Raw genomic sequence first — 20,292 nt, forward strand, 5'->3', positions numbered from 1 at the left:
GAAAGACCGTGGCATTGAATCGCCAAGAAAAAGCAGCAGTCATTGAAGAGATCACTGGTCAATTGGCCAGCGCTCAAGCAGTGGTTGTTGCTGAATATCGTGGTCTGTCTGTAGAAAGTGTGACGCAGCTCCGCAAGGATGCTCGTGCAGCAGGTGTTTATTTGCGTGTTCTGAAGAACACGTTGGCAAAGCGAGCCATTGCCGGTACAGCCTTCGAAGGTCTGTCCAGCAAAATGGCTGGCCCGCTGATTTACGGTATCAGTGCTGATCCCGTGGCAGCAGCCAAAGTGTTGGTCAATTTCGCGAAGACAAACGACAAACTCGTTCTGACCGGCGGTGCGCTGCCAGGTCAGGTGATGGGTGCAGATGGTGTGAAGGCCCTGGCCACCATGCCAAGTCGTGACGAGCTTCTGTCGAAATTGCTGGGCACGATGCAAGCACCTATCGCGACATTCGTACGTACGCTCAACGAAGTACCTACGAAATTTGTTCGCGGTGTTGCTGCCGTTCGTGATCAGAAAGAATCGCAAGCTGCTTAACTTTTTTCAAGATAGCCGAATCAAACTTTTAACTGGAGAATACTCAAATGGCAACTAAAGCCGAAATCCTCGACGCCATCGCTGGCATGACCGTACTCGAACTGTCCGAACTGATCAAAGAAATGGAAGAGAAGTTTGGCGTTTCTGCCGCTGCTGCTGCTGTTGCAGTTGCTGCTGCTCCTGCTGCTGGTGGTGCTGCTGCCGCTGAAGAGAAGACAGAATTCGACGTAATTCTGACTGCTGCTGGCGAAAGCAAAGTAAACGTAATTAAGGTAGTTCGCGCACTAACAGGTCTGGGCCTGAAAGAAGCGAAAGACCTGGTTGACGGCGCGCCCAAAGCTGTTAAGGAAGGCGTTTCCAAAGCTGAAGCCGATGACGTCAAGAAGCAACTTGAAGAAGCTGGTGCAAAAGTCGACGTTAAGTAATGTCGGTTTTTGAAATGCCCGGGGGTTTTTGCCTCCGGGCTTTTTGCGCTTGAAAGAGCGATTACAAACTAGAGTGTGTTAAGCCATGTGTAGAACACATGCATATCGCTTAATCCGCTCGACATCAGGACAGAAAATATGTCTTACTCTGCCACCGAGAAAAAACGCATACGCAAAAGCTTTGCGAAACGGCCTCCAGTTTTGGATGTACCGTACCTTCTCACCACTCAACTTGACTCTTACACTGACTTTCTTCAATTGGGTCTCCCCGTTGAAAAGCGTGCAGAACAAGGGTTACAGGCAGCATTTCAGTCTGTATTTCCAATTGTTTCGCACAACGGCTATGCCCGCTTGGAATTCGTTCAGTACGCACTGGGTGAACCTGCTTTTGACGTCAAAGAATGTCAGCAGCGCGGCTTAACCTTTTGCTCGCCACTGCGTGCACGCGTGCGCTTGGTGCTGTTGGACCGTGAGGCCAGCAAGCCCACGGTGAAAGAGGTCAAGGAGCAGGAAGTGTACATGGGCGAATTGCCGCTCATGACACAAAACGGTTCTTTCGTGATCAACGGTACCGAGCGTGTGATCGTGTCTCAGTTGCACCGTTCCCCCGGTGTGTTTTTCGAACACGACCGTGGCAAAACCCACAGCTCTGGCAAGTTGCTGTTCTCGGCTCGTATCATTCCGTATCGTGGCTCTTGGCTCGATTTCGAGTTTGATCCCAAGGACATTCTGTATTTCCGCGTAGACCGCCGTCGCAAGATGCCAGTCACGATTTTGCTCAAAGCCATTGGCATGAACAATGAGCAAATCCTGTCCACCTTCTTTGAGTTTGATCAGTTCGAGATCAAATCGGAAGGCGCCTCTATGGATCTCGTTACTTCGCGCCTGAAAGGTGAAGTTGCGAAATTCGACATTGTGGACAAGGCTGGCAAGGTTCTGGTTCAGAAGGACAAACGCATCAACGCCAAGCACATTCGTGACATCGAAGCAGCTGGCTTGAAGAAAATTTCTGTACCCGAAGACTTCCTGATTGGCCGTACATTGGCCAAAAACATTGTCGATGCAAGCACCGGTGAAGTGGTGGCCTCCGCCAATGACGAAATCACCGAAGAAATCATGGGCAAAATCCGTGATGCAGGTGTGAAAGTGGTTGAAACCATTTTCACCAACGAACTGGATCACGGTGCCTATATTTCGCAAACCCTGCGCACCGATGAAACAGCGGATCAAACCGCTGCGCGCGTTGCGATTTATCGCATGATGCGCCCAGGCGAGCCACCCACGGAAGAAGCGGTGGAAATGCTGTTCAACCGTCTGTTCTACAGCGAAGATTCTTACGATCTGTCGCGCGTGGGTCGCATGAAGTTCAACCGCCGAGTTGGCCGTCCTGAAGTGGAAGGTGCAATGGTGCTGCAAGACGACGACATCTTGGCCGTTATCAAGATTCTGGTTGACTTGCGCAACGGCAATGGCGAAATCGACGATATCGATCACTTGGGTAACCGTCGTGTTCGCTGCGTAGGCGAGCTGGCTGAAAACCAGTTCCGCGCTGGTTTGGTGCGTGTTGAGCGTGCAGTGAAAGAGCGTTTGGGTCAGGCGGAAGCCGAGAACCTCATGCCGCACGACCTGATCAACTCCAAGCCAATCTCTGCTGCAATCAAGGAGTTCTTCGGTTCTTCCCAGTTGTCGCAGTTTATGGATCAAACCAACCCGCTGTCTGAAATTACGCACAAGCGTCGCGTTTCAGCCTTGGGCCCTGGCGGTTTGACCCGTGAGCGCGCAGGCTTTGAAGTTCGTGACGTGCACACCACCCACTACGGTCGTGTGTGCCCAATCGAAACGCCTGAAGGTCCAAACATTGGTTTGATCAACTCCATGGCGATGTTTGCTCGTTTGAACGAGTACGGCTTCCTGGAAACTCCTTACCGCAAGGTTGAAGGTGGTGTGGTCTCCGATGAAATCGTCTACCTGTCAGCCATCGAAGAAGGTCGTTTCGTAATTGCCCAGGCGAACGCGGAAATTGACGAGAAAAAGCGCTTGGTCGGTGACCTGGTGTCTTGTCGTGTGGCCGGCGAATTCGAATTGATGGACCCGTCTGGCGTTGAGTTGATGGACGTTGCACCAGGCCAGATCGTGTCTGTTGCTGCATCACTCATTCCATTCCTGGAACACGACGATGCAAACCGCGCCTTGATGGGTGCCAACATGCAGCGTCAGGCCGTTCCCTGTCTGCGTCCCGAGAAGCCATTCGCGGGTACAGGTATTGAGCGCACTGTGGCTGTTGACTCGGGTACAGTGATCGTTGCAGACCATGGTGGTGTTGTTGATTACGTCGATGCAAACCGCATCGTGATTCGCGTAAACGACAATGAAGTGGAAACAGGTTCCGTGGGCGTAGACATCTACAACCTGACCAAGTACACACGTTCTAACCAGAACACCAACATCAACCAGCGTCCAATCGTGAACAAGGGCGACATCATTGCCAAGGGCGATGTAATTGCGGATGGTGCATCGACTGACCTGGGCGAATTGGCCTTGGGCCAGAACATGCTGGTCGCTTTTATGCCTTGGAACGGATACAACTTCGAAGATTCGATTTTGATCTCTGAGCGCGTTGTTGCTGAAGACCGTTACACCTCAATTCACATTGAAGAGTTGTCAGTGGTTGCCCGCGACACCAAGCTGGGTTCCGAAGAAATCACACGCGACATTTCCAACCTGTCCGAGGCCCAGTTGTCACGTCTGGATGAGTCCGGCATCGTGTACATCGGCGCTGAAGTGCAGGCGGGCGATGTCATGGTCGGCAAGGTAACGCCAAAAGGCGAAACCCAGCTGACTCCCGAAGAGAAACTGCTGCGCGCCATTTTCGGTGAAAAAGCATCTGACGTAAAAGACACATCCCTGCGCGTGCCTTCTGGCATGACAGGTACTGTGATCGACGTACAGGTCTTTACCCGTGAAGGTATCGTTCGCGACAAACGTGCCCAGTCCATCATTGACGATGAACTGAAGCGCTATCGCCTCGATTTGAACGACCAAATGCGCATTGTTGAAGCTGATGCATTCAGTCGTATTGAGCGCTTCCTTGTTGGCAAAGTCGCCAACGGTGGTCCAGCCAAGCTGGCCAAGGGCAGCAAGATTACCGCTGAATACCTGAAGGAAGTCGATCATCACCACTGGTTTGATATTCGTCTCGCCGAAGAAGAAGCGGCGGGTCAGCTCGAAGCGCTGAAGAAGTCGATTGAAGACAAGCGTCACCAGTTCGACCTGGCTTTTGAAGAGAAGCGCAAGAAGTTGACACAGGGCGATGAACTGCCACCGGGCGTTCTGAAGATGGTCAAGGTTTATCTGGCGGTCAAGCGTCGCTTGCAGCCAGGTGACAAAATGGCCGGTCGCCACGGTAACAAGGGTGTGGTCTCGAAAATCGTGCCTGTGGAAGATTTGCCGCACATGGCCGATGGTCGTCCTGTGGACATCGTATTGAACCCCTTGGGCGTACCTTCCCGTATGAACGTGGGTCAAATTCTGGAGACCCACCTGGGTTGGGCCGCGAAAGGTATCGGCGATCGCATCAATGAAATGCTGCGTGAACAAAATGCGGTAGCGCGTCTGCGCGAATACCTGCACAAGGTATACAACGGTACTGGTACCACTGTTGATCTTGATTCCCTGAGCGATCAGGAAATCATCAACATGAGTAGAAACCTGACCAAGGGCATGCCATTCGCCACGCCAGTGTTCGATGGTGCAAACGAGGAAGACATTCTTGAAATGCTTCGCTTGGCTTACCCCGACGAAGACCCCCGCGTGCAGGCCTTGGGCCTGAACGAATCCAAAACCCAAGTGACCTTGTACGACGGTCGCACAGGTGATGCATTCGACCGCAAGGTTACCGTTGGTTACAAGCATGTGCTGAAACTTCACCACTTGGTGGATGACAAAATGCACGCCCGTTCAACCGGACCATACTCTCTGGTCACGCAGCAGCCATTGGGTGGTAAAGCCCAGTTCGGTGGTCAGCGTTTCGGTGAGATGGAAGTGTGGGCTTTGGAAGCATACGGCGCATCGTACGTTCTGCAAGAAATGCTGACTGTGAAGTCAGACGACGTGAATGGTCGTACGAAGGTGTATGAGAATTTGGTCAAAGGTGATCACACGATTGATGCCGGTATGCCGGAATCTTTCAACGTACTCGTGAAAGAAATCCGCTCACTCGGTATTGATATTGATCTGGACCGTAATTGATCGGTCGCGACGGAGGTATTTAAATGAAAGCTTTATTAGATCTGTTTAAGCAGGTCCAGCAAGACGAGCAGTTCGACGCAATCAAAATTGCGATCGCATCGCCCGACAAAATCCGTTCGTGGTCTTTCGGTGAAGTCAAAAAACCAGAAACCATCAACTACCGCACCTTCAAGCCCGAGCGTGATGGTCTGTTTTGTGCCAAGATTTTTGGCCCAATCAAAGACTATGAATGTTTGTGTGGCAAGTACAAGCGCCTGAAGCATCGTGGCGTAATTTGCGAGAAGTGCGGTGTTGAAGTCACTTTGGCCAAAGTGCGTCGTGAGCGCATGGGCCACATTGATTTGGCCTCGCCTGTCGCGCACATCTGGTTCCTGAAGTCTTTGCCGTCCCGTTTGGGTATGGTGCTGGACATGACTTTGCGGGACATCGAACGTGTGCTGTACTTCGAAGGTTTCGTGGTTGTTGAGCCTGGCATGACACCGCTGAAGCGCGCGCAGTTGCTGACCGAGGAAGATTACCTCGCCAAGCAGGAAGAATATGGCGATGATTTTGTGGCTTTCATGGGTGCTGAAGGCATCAAGGAATTGTTGAAGTCCATCGACATTGATCGTGAGGTTACAACCTTGCGTGACGAGTTGGGTACCACCAATTCCGAAGCCAAGATCAAGAAAATTGCCAAGCGCCTGAAAGTGCTTGAAGGTTTCCAGAAATCCGGCATCAAGCCCGAGTGGATGATTCTGGAAGTGTTGCCGGTGCTGCCACCAGAATTGCGTCCATTGGTGCCGCTCGATGGTGGTCGTTTTGCAACATCTGATCTGAACGATTTGTATCGTCGAGTCATCAACCGAAACAACCGCTTGAAGCGTTTGCTGGAATTGAATGCGCCTGACATCATCGTGCGCAACGAAAAGCGCATGCTGCAGGAAGCCGTAGACTCGCTGCTTGACAACGGTCGTCGCGGCAAAGCCATGACAGGCGCCAACAAGCGTCCATTGAAGTCATTGGCCGACATGATCAAAGGCAAGGGCGGCCGTTTCCGTCAAAACTTGCTGGGCAAGCGCGTGGACTACTCCGGTCGTTCCGTGATTGTGGTGGGTCCTCAGTTGAAACTGCACCAGTGTGGTTTGCCCAAGCTGATGGCACTTGAGTTGTTCAAGCCTTTCATTTTCAATCGCTTGGAAGTGATGGGTATTGCTACGACCATCAAGCAAGCCAAGAAATTTGTCGAAAACCAGGAACCCATTGTTTGGGACATTCTGGAAGAAGTGATTCGCGAGCATCCGGTCATGTTGAACCGTGCGCCAACGCTTCACCGTTTGGGTATTCAGGCTTTCGAGCCTGTACTGATTGAAGGCAAGGCCATTCAGTTGCACCCATTGGTTTGTGCGGCGTTCAACGCCGACTTCGACGGTGACCAAATGGCGGTACACGTGCCTTTGTCTCTGGAAGCTCAGATCGAAGCACGCACCCTGATGCTGGCCTCCAACAACGTGTTGTTCCCGGCCAACGGTGATCCTTCGATTGTTCCTTCACAAGACATCGTGTTGGGTTTGTATTACACCACCCGCGACAAAGTGAACGGCAAGAACGAGGGCATCATGTTCTCGGACGTGGGCGAAGTAAATCGTGCCTACGACAACAAGGAAGTGGAACTGGCCACCCGCGTGACTGTTCGCGTCACTGAATACGATGTGAACAAGGAAACTGGCGAAAAAACATCCAAGCGTACACGTTATGAAACAACCGTGGGCCGCGCCTTGTTGTCTGAGATCCTTCCACCAGGTCTGCCGTTCTCCTTCATTGATCGTCCTTTGAAGAAAAAAGAAATTTCCCGCCTGATCAACGCGTCTTTCCGTCGCTGTGGCCTGCGAGAAACTGTCATTTTTGCCGACAAGCTGATGCAGTTTGGTTTCCGCATGGCAACTCGTGGTGGTATTTCGATTGCCATGGGTGACATGGTTGTACCCGCCCAGAAGCAGGTCATCATTGCCGCAGCCGAAGCAGAAGTGAAAGAAATTCAGTCCCAGTACACGTCCGGCTTGGTAACCCAAGGCGAGCGTTACAACAAGGTTGTGGACATCTGGGGCCGCGCAGGTGACCAAGTGGGCAAAGCCATGATGGAGCAATTGGCCACTGAGCCAGTGACCGATCGCAATGGCAATGAAGTTCGTCAGGAATCGTTTAACGCGATTTACATGATGGCCGACTCCGGCGCCCGTGGTTCTGCAGCGCAGATCCGACAGCTGGCTGGTATGCGTGGTCTGATGGCCAAGCCGGACGGCTCCATTATTGAAACACCGATCATCGCGAACTTCCGCGAAGGTTTGAATGTGTTGCAGTACTTCATTTCAACCCACGGTGCACGTAAAGGTCTGGCCGACACGGCGTTGAAAACCGCAAACTCCGGTTACTTGACGCGTCGTCTGGTTGACGTGACCCAGGATTTGGTCGTGGTTGAAGACGATTGTGGTACCTCCAACGGCGTGGCCATGAAGGCCCTGGTCGAGGGTGGTGAAGTCATCGAAGCCTTGCGCGATCGTATTTTGGGTCGTGTTGTGGTCGCTGACGTGGTCAATCCTGAAACTCAGGAAACCGTGTTTGAAGTGGGCAAGTTGCTCGACGAAGATGCGGTTGAACTGATTGATCATTTGGGCATTGACGAAGTACGCGTGCGCACCCCGCTGTCGTGCGAAACACGTTACGGCCTGTGTGCCAAATGCTACGGTCGTGACTTGGGTCGCGGTTACTTGGTCAACAACGGTGAGGCTGTGGGTGTTATTGCTGCCCAGTCCATTGGTGAGCCAGGTACCCAGTTGACCATGCGTACCTTCCACATTGGTGGTGCTGCTTCACGCGCCGCAGTGGTGTCCAGCATTGAGGCCAAGTCGAACGGTGTTATCCGTTTCACGGCCACCATGCGCTATGTGACCAACGGCAAAGGCGAGCAAATCGTGATTTCCCGCTCGGGTGAAGTCTTGATCACGGACGACTTTGGTCGTGAGCGTGAGCGCCACAAAGTGCCTTACGGTGCCACACTGGCGGTTCTCGATGGCAATCAGGTCAAGGCTGGTGCGATGCTGGCCACCTGGGATCCATTGACACGTCCAATCGTGACCGAGTATGCCGGTAAAATCCGCTTCGAGAACATCGAAGAAGGTGCAACCGTTGCCAAGCAGATCGACGACGTAACTGGTTTGTCTACTCTGGTGGTTATCGATGCCAAACGTCGTACAGCCGGTAGTAAGGGCGAACGTCCCCAGGTGAAGTTGATCGATCCTCAGGGCAACGAAGTGAAAATCGCGGGTTCCGATCACTCTGTGAACATCAGCTTCCCGGTCGGTGCGCTGATTACCGTGCGCGACAACCAGGACGTGTCCGTGGGTGAAGTTCTGGCCCGTATTCCTCAAGAAAGCCAGAAAACCCGTGACATTACAGGTGGTCTGCCTCGAGTGGCTGAATTGTTTGAAGCCCGCTCACCCAAAGACGCCGGCATGCTGGCCGAAGTCACAGGTACGGTTTCCTTCGGTAAAGACACCAAGGGTAAGCAGCGTCTGGTCATCACTGACCTGGACGGCGTGTCTCACGAGTTCCTGATTCCCAAAGACAAGCACGTACTGGTGCACGACGGCCAGGTGGTGAACAAGGGTGAGTCCATTGTGGACGGACCAGCAGATCCACACGACATCTTGCGTTTGTTGGGTATCGAAGCACTGGCTCGTTACATTGTTGACGAGGTTCAGGACGTTTACCGTTTGCAAGGCGTGAAGATTAACGACAAGCACATTGAAGTGATTGTGCGTCAAATGTTGCGTCGCGTCATCGTGGATGATCCGGGTGAAACAGGTTTCATCCCGGGCGAGCAGGTTGAGCGCTCCGAGCTGTTGGATGCGAACGACAAAATGCGCAGCGAGAACAAGCGTGAGGCAACTTACCAAAACATTCTGCTGGGTATTACCAAAGCGTCCTTGTCGACCGATTCGTTCATCTCGGCTGCTTCCTTCCAGGAAACAACCCGCGTATTGACCGAAGCGGCCATCATGGGCAAGCGCGACGAATTGCGTGGTCTGAAAGAAAACGTGATTGTGGGTCGCCTGATCCCTGCGGGTACGGGCATGGCCTTCCACAAGGCACGCAAGGACAAGGAAGGGCGTGAGGCTGAAGAGCTGCGTCTGATGGAAGCTGAGCACGATCCACGTGCGCAAGCCGAGGCCCTGTTTAATTTGCCAGCCTCAGAGGGTTCTGACGAAGCCTAAGTTGTTGACAGAAATGTGAAAGGTCATATGAAAACATGGCCTTTCTCATTGACCCGCGCTTGTGTTTTGGAATACAATCGCGGGCTAAATTGGCTGCGGGCACGCCCGTAGCCCTTTTGTTTTTTTTAACCGGAACTGGAACTATGCCAACCATTAATCAACTAGTGCGTAAACCGCGCACCAGTGTGACCATGAAGAGCAAAAGCCCCGCGCTTGAGGATTGCCCTCAAAAGCGTGGCGTGTGTACTCGTGTTTACACAACAACTCCAAAAAAACCAAACTCTGCGCTGCGTAAAGTGGCCAAAGTTCGCCTGACCAACGGCTTCGAAGTGATTTCCTACATTGGTGGTGAAGGCCACAACTTGCAGGAACACTCTGTGGTGTTGATCCGCGGCGGTCGTGTGAAAGACTTGCCTGGTGTGCGTTATCACATCGTGCGTGGCTCACTTGACTTGCAAGGTGTTAAGGACCGTAAGCAAGCTCGTTCCAAGTATGGATCGAAGCGTCCAAAAGCTGCTAAGGGCTAATTTAGCCAATTTAAAACCGCATTCCGTGCGGCACACATTTGGTGTGTCGAGTAAGCAGATGCATAAGTGGGATTGCCCACGCTGAAGATAAAGGAATAGTCAAGATGCCACGTCGTCGCGAAGTGCAGCGCAGAGAAGTGCTGCCAGATCCAAAGTTTCAAAGCACAGAAGTCGCCAAATTCATGAACGTCATCATGTTGTCTGGCAAGAAAGCTGTTGCAGAACGCATTATTTACGGTGCTTTTGACAGCATCTCAACCAAAGCTGGTAAAGACCCACTCGAGGTGTTCAACGCCGCGATCAACAACGTAAAGCCTGTTGTTGAAGTGAAGTCTCGCCGCGTCGGTGGTGCGAACTACCAAGTTCCGGTGGAAGTTCGTCCCTCACGTCGTTTGGCGTTGGCCATGCGTTGGGTGCGTGAAGCAGCCAAGAAGCGTAGTGAAAAGTCCATGGACCTTCGCCTTGCAGGTGAACTGCTAGAGGCTGCTGAAGGTCGCGGTGGTGCGATGAAGAAGCGTGATGAAGTGCACCGCATGGCAGAAGCCAACAAGGCCTTCTCGCATTTCCGATTCTAAATTTAACTGGAGTAGCAAATGGCTCGTAAGACGCCCATTGAGCGATATCGCAACATTGGTATTTCTGCGCACATTGATGCGGGAAAAACCACAACGACTGAACGTATCCTGTTTTACACAGGCGTAAGTCACAAGATTGGTGAAGTGCACGACGGTGCTGCCACCATGGACTGGATGGAACAGGAACAAGAGCGCGGTATTACCATTACCTCTGCGGCAACAACCTGTTTCTGGAAGGGTATGGATAATTCCTACCCAGAACACCGTTTCAACATCATCGACACACCCGGACACGTTGACTTCACGATTGAAGTTGAGCGCTCCATGCGCGTGCTCGATGGCGCTTGCATGGTTTACTGTGCGGTGGGTGGTGTTCAGCCTCAGTCAGAGACTGTATGGCGTCAAGCCAACAAATACAAAGTGCCCCGTTTGGCCTTCGTGAACAAGATGGACCGTACCGGTGCCAACTTCTTCAAAGTGGTTGAGCAGATGCGCTTGCGTTTGCGCGCAAACCCAGTGCCCATCGTGATTCCGATTGGCGCCGAGGAAAAATTCCAGGGTGTGGTTGATTTGATCAAGATGAAAGCCATTTACTGGGACGAAGCAAGCCAGGGCATGAAGTTTGATTACCGCGAAATTCCAGCAGAGCTGCAAGAAGAAGCTGCGAAGTGGCGCGAGCAGATGGTGGAAGCCGCTGCTGAAGCCTCTGAAGAGCTGATGAACAAGTACCTCGAAGAGGGCGACTTGTCTGAAGCCGAGATCGTTCTCGGTATTCGTACTCGCACCATTTCGACTGAAATTCAGCCGATGTTGTGCGGCACTGCGTTCAAAAACAAGGGTGTTCAGCGAATGCTCGACGCCGTGATCGATTTCCTGCCTTCACCTGTGGATATTCCACCTGTGTCGGGCACCGATGATGACGAAGAGCCAGTGGTTCGTCATGCCAACGACGATGAAAAGCTGTCTGCCTTGGCATTCAAGCTGATGACCGACCCGTTCGTGGGTCAGTTGACTTTTGTTCGCGTGTATTCCGGTGTGTTGAACAAGGGCGACTCTGTATACAACCCCGTGCGTGGCAAGAAAGAACGTATCGGCCGTATCGTTCAGATGCATGCCAACAACCGTCAGGAAGTTGAAGAAATTCGCGCTGGCGACATCGCTGCTTGCGTGGGTTTGAAAGATGTAACTACCGGTGAAACGTTGTGTGATCCCTCTGCCATCATTACTCTGGAACGCATGGTCTTCCCAGAGCCAGTGATTGCTCAGGCCGTCGAGCCAAAGACAAAGACTGACCAGGAAAAAATGGGCATCGCTTTGGGGCGTTTGGCTGCTGAAGATCCTTCCTTCCGTGTTCGCACCGACGAAGAATCTGGCCAAACCATTATTGCCGGTATGGGCGAATTGCACCTCGAAATTATCGTGGATCGCATGAAGCGTGAATTTGGTGTTGAAGCCAACGTAGGTAAGCCACAGGTGGCTTACCGTGAAACCATTCGCAACACTGTCAAGGAAGTTGAAGGCAAGTTTGTTCGTCAGTCGGGTGGTCGCGGCCAGTATGGTCACGTGGTGCTGCGCGTTGAGCCCAACGAGGCCGGCAAGGGTTTTGAGTTCCTTGATGAAATCAAGGGTGGTGTGGTTCCTCGCGAATACATCCCTGCGGTGCAAAAGGGTATTGAAGAATCCTTGAGCAATGGCGTATTGGCTGGTTATCCGGTGGTTGACGTCAAGGTGGCATTGCACTTTGGTTCATACCACGATGTTGACTCCAACGAAACAGCGTTTAAAATCGCTGCTTCCATGGGTTTCAAGGAAGGCATGCGCCGTGCAAGCCCAGTGCTGCTCGAGCCAATGATGGCTGTTGAAGTCGAGTCGCCAGAAGATTACGCCGGTACGGTGATGGGCGATTTGTCCTCACGCCGTGGTGTGGTTCAGGGTATGGATGACATTCCTGGTGGTGGTAAGGCAATCAAGGCTGAAGTTCCCTTGGCTGAAATGTTTGGTTATTCCACAACATTGCGTTCCCTGACACAGGGTCGCGCAACGTACAGCATGGAATTCAAGCACTACAGCGAAGCTCCCAAAAACGTTGCTGACGCTGTTATCAGCGCCCGCGCCAAATAATTGAATTTAAAGAACTGAGAAAGAGGTATTTGCAATGGCAAAAGAAAAGTTTGAGCGTAAGAAGCCACACGTAAACGTTGGAACGATTGGTCACGTGGACCATGGCAAGACAACATTGACAGCGGCGATCACAACAGTATTGGCGCGCCTGAGCGGCCATGGTGAAGCCAAGGGCTACGACCAGATTGATGCGGCGCCAGAAGAGAAGGCACGCGGCATTACGATTAACACAGCGCACGTAGAGTACGAGACTGAGTCACGTCACTATGCGCACGTGGATTGCCCAGGCCACGCCGACTACGTCAAGAACATGATTACCGGTGCAGCGCAGATGGACGGCGCGATTCTGGTGTGTTCAGCAGCCGACGGCCCCATGCCCCAGACACGTGAGCACATTTTGTTGGCCCGTCAGGTTGGCGTGCCTTACATCATCGTGTTTTTGAACAAGTGCGACATGGTGGACGACGAAGAGTTGTTGGAACTGGTTGAAATGGAAGTGCGTGAGTTGTTGTCTTCCTACGACTTCCCGGGCGACGACGTGCCAATCGTAAAGGGTTCAGCCAAGCTGGCGCTGGAAGGCGACACAGGCGATCTGGGCGAAGGCGCGATCAAGCAGTTGGCCGAAGCACTGGACACCTACATTCCGACACCCGAGCGTGCCATTGACGGCGCGTTCCTGATGCCAATCGAAGACGTGTTCTCCATCTCCGGTCGCGGCACCGTGGTAACCGGTCGTATCGAGCGCGGTATTGTGAAGGTTGGTGAAGAAATCGAAATCGTGGGCATCAAGGACACGGTCAAGACCATTTGTACCGGCGTTGAAATGTTCCGCAAGTTGCTGGACCAGGGTCAGGCGGGTGACAACGTGGGTGTGTTGCTGCGTGGTACCAAGCGTGAAGACGTGGAGCGTGGTCAGGTGTTGGCCAAGCCAGGTACGATCAAGCCGCACACAGGCTTTAGTGCCGAAGTGTACGTGTTGAGCAAAGAAGAAGGTGGCCGTCACACGCCATTCTTTAACAACTACCGTCCACAGTTTTATTTCCGTACAACCGACGTAACAGGCTCAATCAGCTTGCCTGCGGACAAGGAAATGGTACTGCCAGGCGACAACGTGTCGATCAATGTTGAATTGATTGCCCCGATCGCGATGGAAGAAGGTCTGCGTTTCGCGATTCGCGAAGGTGGCCGTACGGTAGGTGCTGGCGTAGTTGCCAAAATTACCAAGTAATACTTGGAATGAGCCCGCATCAATTGTTTGGTGCGGGCAATTTTGAGGTGAGCCAAAAGTCAAGTTTGGTCACACTCTTTTAGCTCTTTAGGAAAAAACATGAACAACCAAAAAATTCGTATTCGTTTGAAAGCATTCGACTACAAACTGATTGATCAGTCTGCACTCGAAATCGTGGAAACAGCCAAGCGCACTGGCGCTGTTGTGAAGGGTCCAGTTCCTTTGCCCACACGAATCAAGCGTTTCGATATTCTGCGTTCACCCCACGTGAACAAGTCTTCGCGCGACCAGTTTGAAATCCGCACCCATCAGCGTTTGATGGACATTGTGGATCCGACGGACAAAACTGTCGACGCGCTGATGAAGCTGGATCTGCCTGCTGGCGTAGATGTAGAAATCAAGTTGCAATAAATTTAATTAACGCATATAATCTTCGGCTAACCTTTTCAAAAGGTTAGCTTTAGATAGAATTTAATCATTCGGCCAATCGTAGCCGAAATTGGAGAAATCATGAGTCTAGGCCTTATTGGTCGCAAGATCGGCATGATGCGCATCTTTACAGACGCGGGTGTTTCTATTCCCGTAACTGTCGTTGATGTGTCTTCTAACCGTGTTGCGCAGCTCAAAACACTCGAACAAGATGGCTACACAGCCGTTCAGTTGGCCTACGGGTCCAAGCGAGCCTCCCGCGTTGTCAAGGCGCAGGCAGGTCACTTCGCTGCAGCTTCCATTGAAGCGGCATCTTCTCTCGTTGAATTCCGTGTTGATACAGCCAAACTTGCTGAGTTGCAGGTTGGTGCTGCTGTGTCGGCAGAAATTTTCGCGCCTGGTCAGAAAGTTGACGTCAGTGGCGTAACGCAGGGTAAGGGCTTCAGTGGTGCTATCAAACGTCACCACTTCAGCTCTCAGCGTGCATCCCACGGTAACTCAGTCTCGCACAATGCGCCTGGTTCAATCGGCATGGCTCAAGATCCAGGTCGTGTATTCCCCGGTAAGCGTATGGCGGGTCAGTTGGGTAACGTAAACCGAACCACCCAGAATCTGGAAGTGGTTCGCGTAGACGCCGAGCGTGGTCTGCTTTTGATCAAGGGCGCTGTGCCCGGATCGAAAGGCGGCCAATTGTTGGTTAAGCCAGCTGTCAAGGCAAAGGCGTAAGGGGAACCAGATGGAATTGAAAGTCATTAGTGATTCTGGGCAGGCCTCTCAAACTGTTCAGGTTTCCGATGTTGTGTTCGGTCGTGAGTACAATGAGCCGCTGATTCATCAGTTGGTTGTTGCTTATCAGGCCAATGCGCGTCAGGGTACACGTCAGCAAAAAGATCGCTCTGAAGTTCGTGCTTCCACACGTAAGCCTTGGAAGCAAAAAGGTACTGGCCGCGCGCGTGCCGGTGCGGTGTCCAGCCCATTGTGGCGTGGAGGCGGCAAAACTTTCCCGAACTCTCCCGATGAGAATTTCACGCAGAAGCTGAACAAGAAAATGTTCCGTGCCGGTGTTTGCTCCATCCTGTCTCAATTGAGTCGCGAAGGCCGTTTGGTTGTGGTCGAGTCCTTGGACTTGGAAGCACCGAAGACCAAGTTGCTTGATCAAAAATTGAAAGGCATGGGTCTTGATTCAGTCCTGATGATTGTTGATTCAGTGGACGAGAACTTGTACCTGGCATCCAGAAACCTGCCCAATGTGGCAGTGGTCGAGCCACGTTATGCTGATCCTCTTTCCTTGATTTATTTCAAGAAAGTGGTTGCGACTCGTGCAGCAATCGACAAACTGCAGGAGATGTACGCATGAACACCCAGCGTTTAATGAAAATTTTGTTGGCACCCATCGTCTCTGAAAAGAGCACCATGCTGGCCGACAAGTATGAACAAATTGCTTTCAAGGTTTGCACCACTGCAACCAAACAAGAGATCAAGGCCGCTGTAGAGTTGCTGTTCAAAGTTGAGGTTGAAGCTGTGCGTGTGGTTAACATTGCTGGCAAGCAGAAGCGCTTTGGCCGCACCATGGGGCGCCGCTCCGATGTGCGCAAAGCCTATGTTGCGCTGAAAGCTGGTCAAGAAATTAATTTCTCGGAGGCTGCGTAACATGCCATTAGTTAAATTAAAGCCAACGTCACCAGGCCGCCGCGCCATGGTGAAAGTGGTTCATCCGCATCTGCACAAGGGTGAGCCTTACGCACCGCTGCTTGAGAAGAAATCCAAGACTGCAGGTCGTAACAACAATGGTCGTATCACAACCCGTCACATGGGTGGTGGTCACAAGCAGCATTACCGCATGGTTGACTTCAAGCGCAACAAAGACGGCGTGCCTGCGAAAGTGGAAACCATTGAGTACGATCCAAACCGTACTGCGCACATCGCCTTGATCTGCTATGCAGACGGTGAGCGCGCATACATCATTGCACCTCGTGGCTTGCAGTTGGGTCAAACCGTTGTGAACGGTTCTGAAGCGCCGATCAAGATTGGCAATACGCTGCCGATTCGCAACATTCCCGTGGGCACCACTGTGCACTGCGTAGAAATGTTGCCTGGCAAGGGTGCTCAAATCGCGCGTTCTGCGGGTGGCTCTGCCATGCTGCTTGCTCGTGATGGCACTTACGCTCAGATGCGTCTTCGCTCTGGTGAAATTCGTCGCGTTCACATTGAATGCCGAGCCACCATTGGTGAGGTGAGCAACGAAGAGAACAGCTTGAAGAAAGTGGGTAAAGCTGGTGCGACACGCTGGAAGGGTATTCGCCCAACCGTGCGCGGTACTGTGATGAACCCGGTAGACCACCCGCACGGCGGTGGTGAGGGCAAGACCGGTGAAGGTCGTGTGCCGGTTAGCCCATGGGGCCAGCCAGCCAAAGGCTACCGCACTCGCAACAACAAGCGTACCAATTCGATGATTGTTCAGCGTCGTCACAAGCGTTAAGTGGGGTAAACAGATATGTCTCGTTCATTAAAAAAAGGTCCTTTCTGCGACGCCCACTTGATCAAAAAAGTGGAGGCTGCCGCAGCATCCAAGGACAAGCGTCCAATTAAAACCTGGTCCCGTCGTTCGACTGTGCTCCCTGAGTTCATCGGTCTGACAATCGCTGTACACAACGGCAAGCAACATGTGCCCGTGTACATCAATGAAAACATGGTTGGTCACAAGCTCGGCGAATTTGCGTTGACACGCACATTCAAGGGGCACGCGGCTGACAAAAAGGCCAAGCGATAAGGGGTAGGAAATGGAAACTCGTGCAATTTTGAAGGGTGTTCGCTTGTCTCCTCAGCGTGGCCGTATGGTCGCTGATTTGATTCGCGGTAAAAAGGTTGATCAAGCCTTGAACATTCTTGCTTTCTCGCCACAGAAAGCGGCATTGATTGTGAAGAAAGTGTTGGAAAGTGCAATTGCCAATGCTGAGCACAACGATGGTGCTGATGTGGATGAGTTGAAAGTGAAAACCATTTACGTGGAAGAGGGGCCTGTGTTGAAGCGCTTTACAGCGCGCGCCAAAGGCCGTGGCAATCGTATCACTAAGAAGACCAGTCACATTTATGTGACGGTTGGAAACTAAGGGGGTTACATGGGTCAGAAGATTAACCCTACCGGCTTTCGCCTCGCGGTATCGCGCAACTGGGCTTCTCGCTGGTACGCATCGAATCGTGATTTCTCCAAGATGCTTCTTGAAGACATCCAGGTTCGTGATTTCCTGAAGAAGAAGTTGAAGAATGCCTCAGTTGGTCGAGTGCTCATCGAGCGTCCTGCCAAGAATGCTCGCGTGACAATTTACTCTGCTCGTCCAGGCGTGGTAATCGGCAAGAAGGGTGAAGACATTGAATTGTTGAAGGCCAGCTTGCAGAAACTGGTGGGCGTGCCTGTTCATGTGAACATCGAAGAGGTTCGCAAGCCTGAAATTGACGCACAGTTGATCGCCGATGGTATTTCCCAGCAGCTTGAACGCCGCATTATGTTCCGTCGCGCCATGAAGCGCGCGATGCAAAACGCAATGCGCATGGGTGCTCAGGGCATCAAGATCATGTCATCCGGTCGTTTGAACGGTATCGAAATCGCACGTACCGAGTGGTACCGTGAGGGCCGCGTGCCCTTGCACACTCTTCGTGCTGATATCGATTACGCCACAAGTGAAGCTGCGACTACCTACGGCATCATCGGTATCAAGGTCTGGGTTTACAAAGGCGATACATTGGGTCGCGGTGATGTGGCTGCAGCGCCAGTTGAGGCGGAAAAAGAAGAGCGTCGTCCTCGTCGTCCTTCTACACGTCCAGCCGGAGCAGGTGCTCGCAAAGCGCGTAAACCCGAAGGTGCTAGCGCAGCAGCTAGTGGTTCAAACAAAGAGGAAGGCGCTGCCAGCACTTCCTCAGAACAGTAATCTAGGAGCGCATGATGTTACAGCCATCACGTCGCAAATATAGAAAAGAGCACAAAGGCCGCAATACCGGTCTGGCCACGCGTGGCGCAAGTGTTTCTTTCGGTGTTTACGGTCTGAAGTCCACTGGTCGCGGTCGTCTGACTGCTCGCCAGATTGAATCAGCTCGTCGAGCCATGGTTCGCCACATCAAACGTGGCGGTAAGATTTGGATTCGCGTGTTTCCGGACAAGCCAATTACCAACAAGCCTGCGGAAGTTCGTATGGGTAACGGTAAGGGTAGCGTTGAGTTTTACGTGGCTGAGATTCAGCCAGGTAAAGTCCTCTACGAGATGGACGGTGTGAGTGAAGAGTTGGCGCGTGAGGCGTTCCGCCTTGCTGCTGCCAAACTGCCTCTTCCTTGCGTGTTCGTAACACGTCAGATTGGGAGTTAAGCAATGAAAGCTTCTGAATTGCGCGGCAAAAGCGCTGCAGAATTGACGAAAGAGTTGGAAGAGTTGTTGCGCGCGCAGTTTTCCTTGCGCATGCAGGCTGCTACGCAGCAATTGACCAACAACTCCCAGTTGGCAAAAGTACGTAAAGACATCGCTCGTGTAAAGACAGTGATGACTCAATCGAAGAGGTCCGCATGAGCACCGAAGCGAAAGTAAGTTTGAAGCGTACCCTGGTAGGGCGCGTTGTTAGTGACAAGATGACCAAGTCGGTGGTTGTGATGGTGGAAAACCGGATCAAGCACCCGATTTATGGCAAGTACATCGTTAAGTCTCACAAGTACACTGCCCACGACGAAAGCAATGAAGTCGGCGAAGGTGATTTGGTTGAGATCTGCGAAGGTCGTCCTATTTCCAAGACAAAATCTTGGAGTGTGACCAAAGTGTTGGAGAAAGCGAAAATCATCTGATTTTTGTCTTGCTCAAGTAATTCAAGCCTGCTAATATAGCAGGCTATCTTTTCAACCCTTGCGGGACCAAAACTGGTTGCGAAAGCAATTAAGTTGGTTTGACAATCCATGATACAAATGCAATCACGGCTAGATGTGGCCGACAACACGGGTGCGCGTTCTGTAATGTGCATCAAGGTTCTTGGTGGTTCCAAGCGCCGTTACGCGGGCATTGGTGACATCATCAAGGTGTCCATTAAAGATGCGGCCCCACGCGGTCGTGTCAAAAAAGGCGAAATTTACAACGCGGTGGTCGTTCGTACGGCCAAGGGCGTTCGTCGCCCTGATGGTGCGTTGATTAAGTTCGACAGCAACGCAGCGGTTTTGTTGAATGCAAAACTCGAACCCATCGGCACCCGTATTTTTGGCCCAGTGACACGTGAGCTTCGCAATGAAAAGTTCATGAAAATCGTGTCGTTGGCACCAGAAGTTCTGTGAGGTAAATATGAACAAAATTCGCAAAGGCGATGAAGTGCTGGTTCTTAACGGCAAGTTCAAGGGAAAGAAAGGCGTTGTGCTTTCCCGTGTAAATGACGAATACCTCTTGGTAGAGGGCGTCAACATTGTTAAGAAGCATCAAAAGCCAAATCCTATGAAGGGAGATGTTGGTGGTGTTGTTGATAAGACAATGCCGATCCACCAGTCCAATGTCAGCTTGTTTGACAAAGAGACAGGTAAGCCATCTCGTGTAGCCATCAAGCAGGTGGATGGCAAATCCGTGCGAGTACTGGTGAAAACCGGCGCTCAGTTGGCAAACTAAGGGGGCCGTCGTGTCACGTTTTCAAGAGTTTTATAGAAACGAAGTGGTTGGTCAGCTGACCAAACAGTTTGGTTACAAGTCGGTGATGGAAGTGCCTCGCATTACCAAAATTACCCTGAACATGGGTGTGGGTGAGGCCGTCAATGACAAAAAGATCATTGAGCACGCTGTTGGCGATTTGACGAAGATTGCTGGTCAAAAGCCGGTGGTTACAAAGGCCAAGAAGGCGATTGCGGGTTTCAAGATTCGTGAAGGTTATCCAGTTGGTTGTATGGTGACTTTGCGCGGCGACCGCATGTATGAATTCCTGGATCGTTTGGTAAC

The 20,292-nt window shown here is 52.0% G+C and carries 22 protein-coding genes; all 22 read left to right on the forward strand.

Going from position 1 to position 20,292, the window contains the following annotated elements:
• Window positions 1-8 precede the first annotated feature (8 nt).
• Complete coding sequence (rplJ, locus tag FCS97_RS04440; protein WP_138516961.1) at window positions 9-539, forward strand: 50S ribosomal protein L10; 531 nt, start codon at window positions 9-11, stop codon at window positions 537-539.
• Between the two features lie 47 nt (window positions 540-586).
• The gene (gene rplL / locus FCS97_RS04445; RefSeq protein ID WP_105028059.1) at window positions 587-964 is read left to right on the forward strand and encodes a 50S ribosomal protein L7/L12; all 378 of its coding nucleotides are present in this window, start codon (window positions 587-589) and stop codon (window positions 962-964) included.
• A 138-nt stretch (window positions 965-1,102) separates the two neighbouring features.
• The gene (gene rpoB / locus FCS97_RS04450; RefSeq protein WP_138516963.1) at window positions 1,103-5,212 is read left to right on the forward strand and encodes a DNA-directed RNA polymerase subunit beta; all 4,110 of its coding nucleotides are present in this window, start codon (window positions 1,103-1,105) and stop codon (window positions 5,210-5,212) included.
• 23 nt (window positions 5,213-5,235) lie between these two features.
• Window positions 5,236-9,465: a DNA-directed RNA polymerase subunit beta' gene (rpoC, locus tag FCS97_RS04455; RefSeq protein ID WP_138516965.1), complete on the forward strand. Its 4,230-nt coding sequence runs from the start codon at window positions 5,236-5,238 to the stop codon at window positions 9,463-9,465.
• A 143-nt stretch (window positions 9,466-9,608) separates the two neighbouring features.
• Window positions 9,609-9,992, forward strand: a complete 384-nt coding sequence (gene rpsL / locus FCS97_RS04460; RefSeq protein ID WP_138517786.1) for a 30S ribosomal protein S12 — start codon at window positions 9,609-9,611, stop codon at window positions 9,990-9,992.
• A gap of 104 nt (window positions 9,993-10,096) precedes the next feature.
• A complete protein-coding gene (rpsG, locus tag FCS97_RS04465; RefSeq protein ID WP_008253357.1) occupies window positions 10,097-10,567 on the forward strand; it encodes a 30S ribosomal protein S7 in 471 nt (156 codons plus the stop codon).
• A gap of 18 nt (window positions 10,568-10,585) precedes the next feature.
• Window positions 10,586-12,688, forward strand: a complete 2,103-nt coding sequence (gene fusA / locus FCS97_RS04470) for an elongation factor G (RefSeq protein WP_138516967.1) — start codon at window positions 10,586-10,588, stop codon at window positions 12,686-12,688.
• Between the two features lie 34 nt (window positions 12,689-12,722).
• Window positions 12,723-13,916, forward strand: a complete 1,194-nt coding sequence (tuf, locus tag FCS97_RS04475) for an elongation factor Tu (RefSeq protein WP_138516957.1) — start codon at window positions 12,723-12,725, stop codon at window positions 13,914-13,916.
• A 99-nt stretch (window positions 13,917-14,015) separates the two neighbouring features.
• Window positions 14,016-14,327 carry a 30S ribosomal protein S10 gene (rpsJ, locus tag FCS97_RS04480; protein WP_008253393.1) on the forward strand — a complete coding sequence of 104 codons (312 nt, stop codon included), beginning with the start codon at window positions 14,016-14,018 and terminating at the stop codon, window positions 14,325-14,327.
• A gap of 99 nt (window positions 14,328-14,426) precedes the next feature.
• Entirely contained in the window at window positions 14,427-15,071 is a 645-nt protein-coding gene (gene rplC / locus FCS97_RS04485) for a 50S ribosomal protein L3 (protein WP_138516969.1), read from the forward strand.
• Window positions 15,072-15,081: 10 nt separating this feature from the next.
• Complete coding sequence (rplD, locus tag FCS97_RS04490) at window positions 15,082-15,702, forward strand: 50S ribosomal protein L4 (protein ID WP_008253364.1); 621 nt, start codon at window positions 15,082-15,084, stop codon at window positions 15,700-15,702.
• On the forward strand, window positions 15,699-15,995 hold the full coding sequence (gene rplW / locus FCS97_RS04495; RefSeq protein WP_138516971.1) for a 50S ribosomal protein L23: 297 nt from the start codon (window positions 15,699-15,701) through the stop codon (window positions 15,993-15,995). The genes rplD and rplW overlap by 4 nt, the downstream gene beginning before the upstream one ends.
• A gap of 1 nt (window position 15,996) precedes the next feature.
• Entirely contained in the window at window positions 15,997-16,824 is an 828-nt protein-coding gene (rplB, locus tag FCS97_RS04500; protein ID WP_138516973.1) for a 50S ribosomal protein L2, read from the forward strand.
• A gap of 15 nt (window positions 16,825-16,839) precedes the next feature.
• On the forward strand, window positions 16,840-17,115 hold the full coding sequence (rpsS, locus tag FCS97_RS04505; protein ID WP_105028066.1) for a 30S ribosomal protein S19: 276 nt from the start codon (window positions 16,840-16,842) through the stop codon (window positions 17,113-17,115).
• 10 nt (window positions 17,116-17,125) lie between these two features.
• Window positions 17,126-17,455, forward strand: a complete 330-nt coding sequence (rplV, locus tag FCS97_RS04510; RefSeq protein WP_130557584.1) for a 50S ribosomal protein L22 — start codon at window positions 17,126-17,128, stop codon at window positions 17,453-17,455.
• A gap of 9 nt (window positions 17,456-17,464) precedes the next feature.
• Window positions 17,465-18,271 carry a 30S ribosomal protein S3 gene (gene rpsC, locus FCS97_RS04515; RefSeq protein ID WP_105028068.1) on the forward strand — a complete coding sequence of 269 codons (807 nt, stop codon included), beginning with the start codon at window positions 17,465-17,467 and terminating at the stop codon, window positions 18,269-18,271.
• Between the two features lie 14 nt (window positions 18,272-18,285).
• The gene (gene rplP, locus FCS97_RS04520; RefSeq protein ID WP_008253343.1) at window positions 18,286-18,702 is read left to right on the forward strand and encodes a 50S ribosomal protein L16; all 417 of its coding nucleotides are present in this window, start codon (window positions 18,286-18,288) and stop codon (window positions 18,700-18,702) included.
• A 3-nt stretch (window positions 18,703-18,705) separates the two neighbouring features.
• Window positions 18,706-18,900 carry a 50S ribosomal protein L29 gene (gene rpmC / locus FCS97_RS04525; RefSeq protein ID WP_008253344.1) on the forward strand — a complete coding sequence of 65 codons (195 nt, stop codon included), beginning with the start codon at window positions 18,706-18,708 and terminating at the stop codon, window positions 18,898-18,900.
• Window positions 18,897-19,169 (forward strand): 30S ribosomal protein S17, encoded by a 273-nt coding sequence (rpsQ, locus tag FCS97_RS04530; protein ID WP_008253346.1) that lies wholly within the window; start codon window positions 18,897-18,899, stop codon window positions 19,167-19,169. The genes rpmC and rpsQ overlap by 4 nt, the downstream gene beginning before the upstream one ends.
• A 108-nt stretch (window positions 19,170-19,277) precedes the next feature.
• Window positions 19,278-19,646 (forward strand): 50S ribosomal protein L14, encoded by a 369-nt coding sequence (rplN, locus tag FCS97_RS04535; RefSeq protein WP_008253348.1) that lies wholly within the window; start codon window positions 19,278-19,280, stop codon window positions 19,644-19,646.
• A 7-nt stretch (window positions 19,647-19,653) separates the two neighbouring features.
• Entirely contained in the window at window positions 19,654-19,968 is a 315-nt protein-coding gene (rplX, locus tag FCS97_RS04540) for a 50S ribosomal protein L24 (protein WP_008253350.1), read from the forward strand.
• A 10-nt stretch (window positions 19,969-19,978) separates the two neighbouring features.
• Window positions 19,979-20,292 (forward strand): large ribosomal subunit protein uL5 (gene rpl5, locus FCS97_RS16655; RefSeq protein WP_246065824.1); only part of this gene is annotated, 314 nt, incomplete at its 3' end.

Origin of the sequence: Limnobacter alexandrii (genome assembly GCF_005871185.1) — a bacterium.
Lineage (GTDB): Bacteria > Pseudomonadota > Gammaproteobacteria > Burkholderiales > Burkholderiaceae_B > Limnobacter > Limnobacter alexandrii.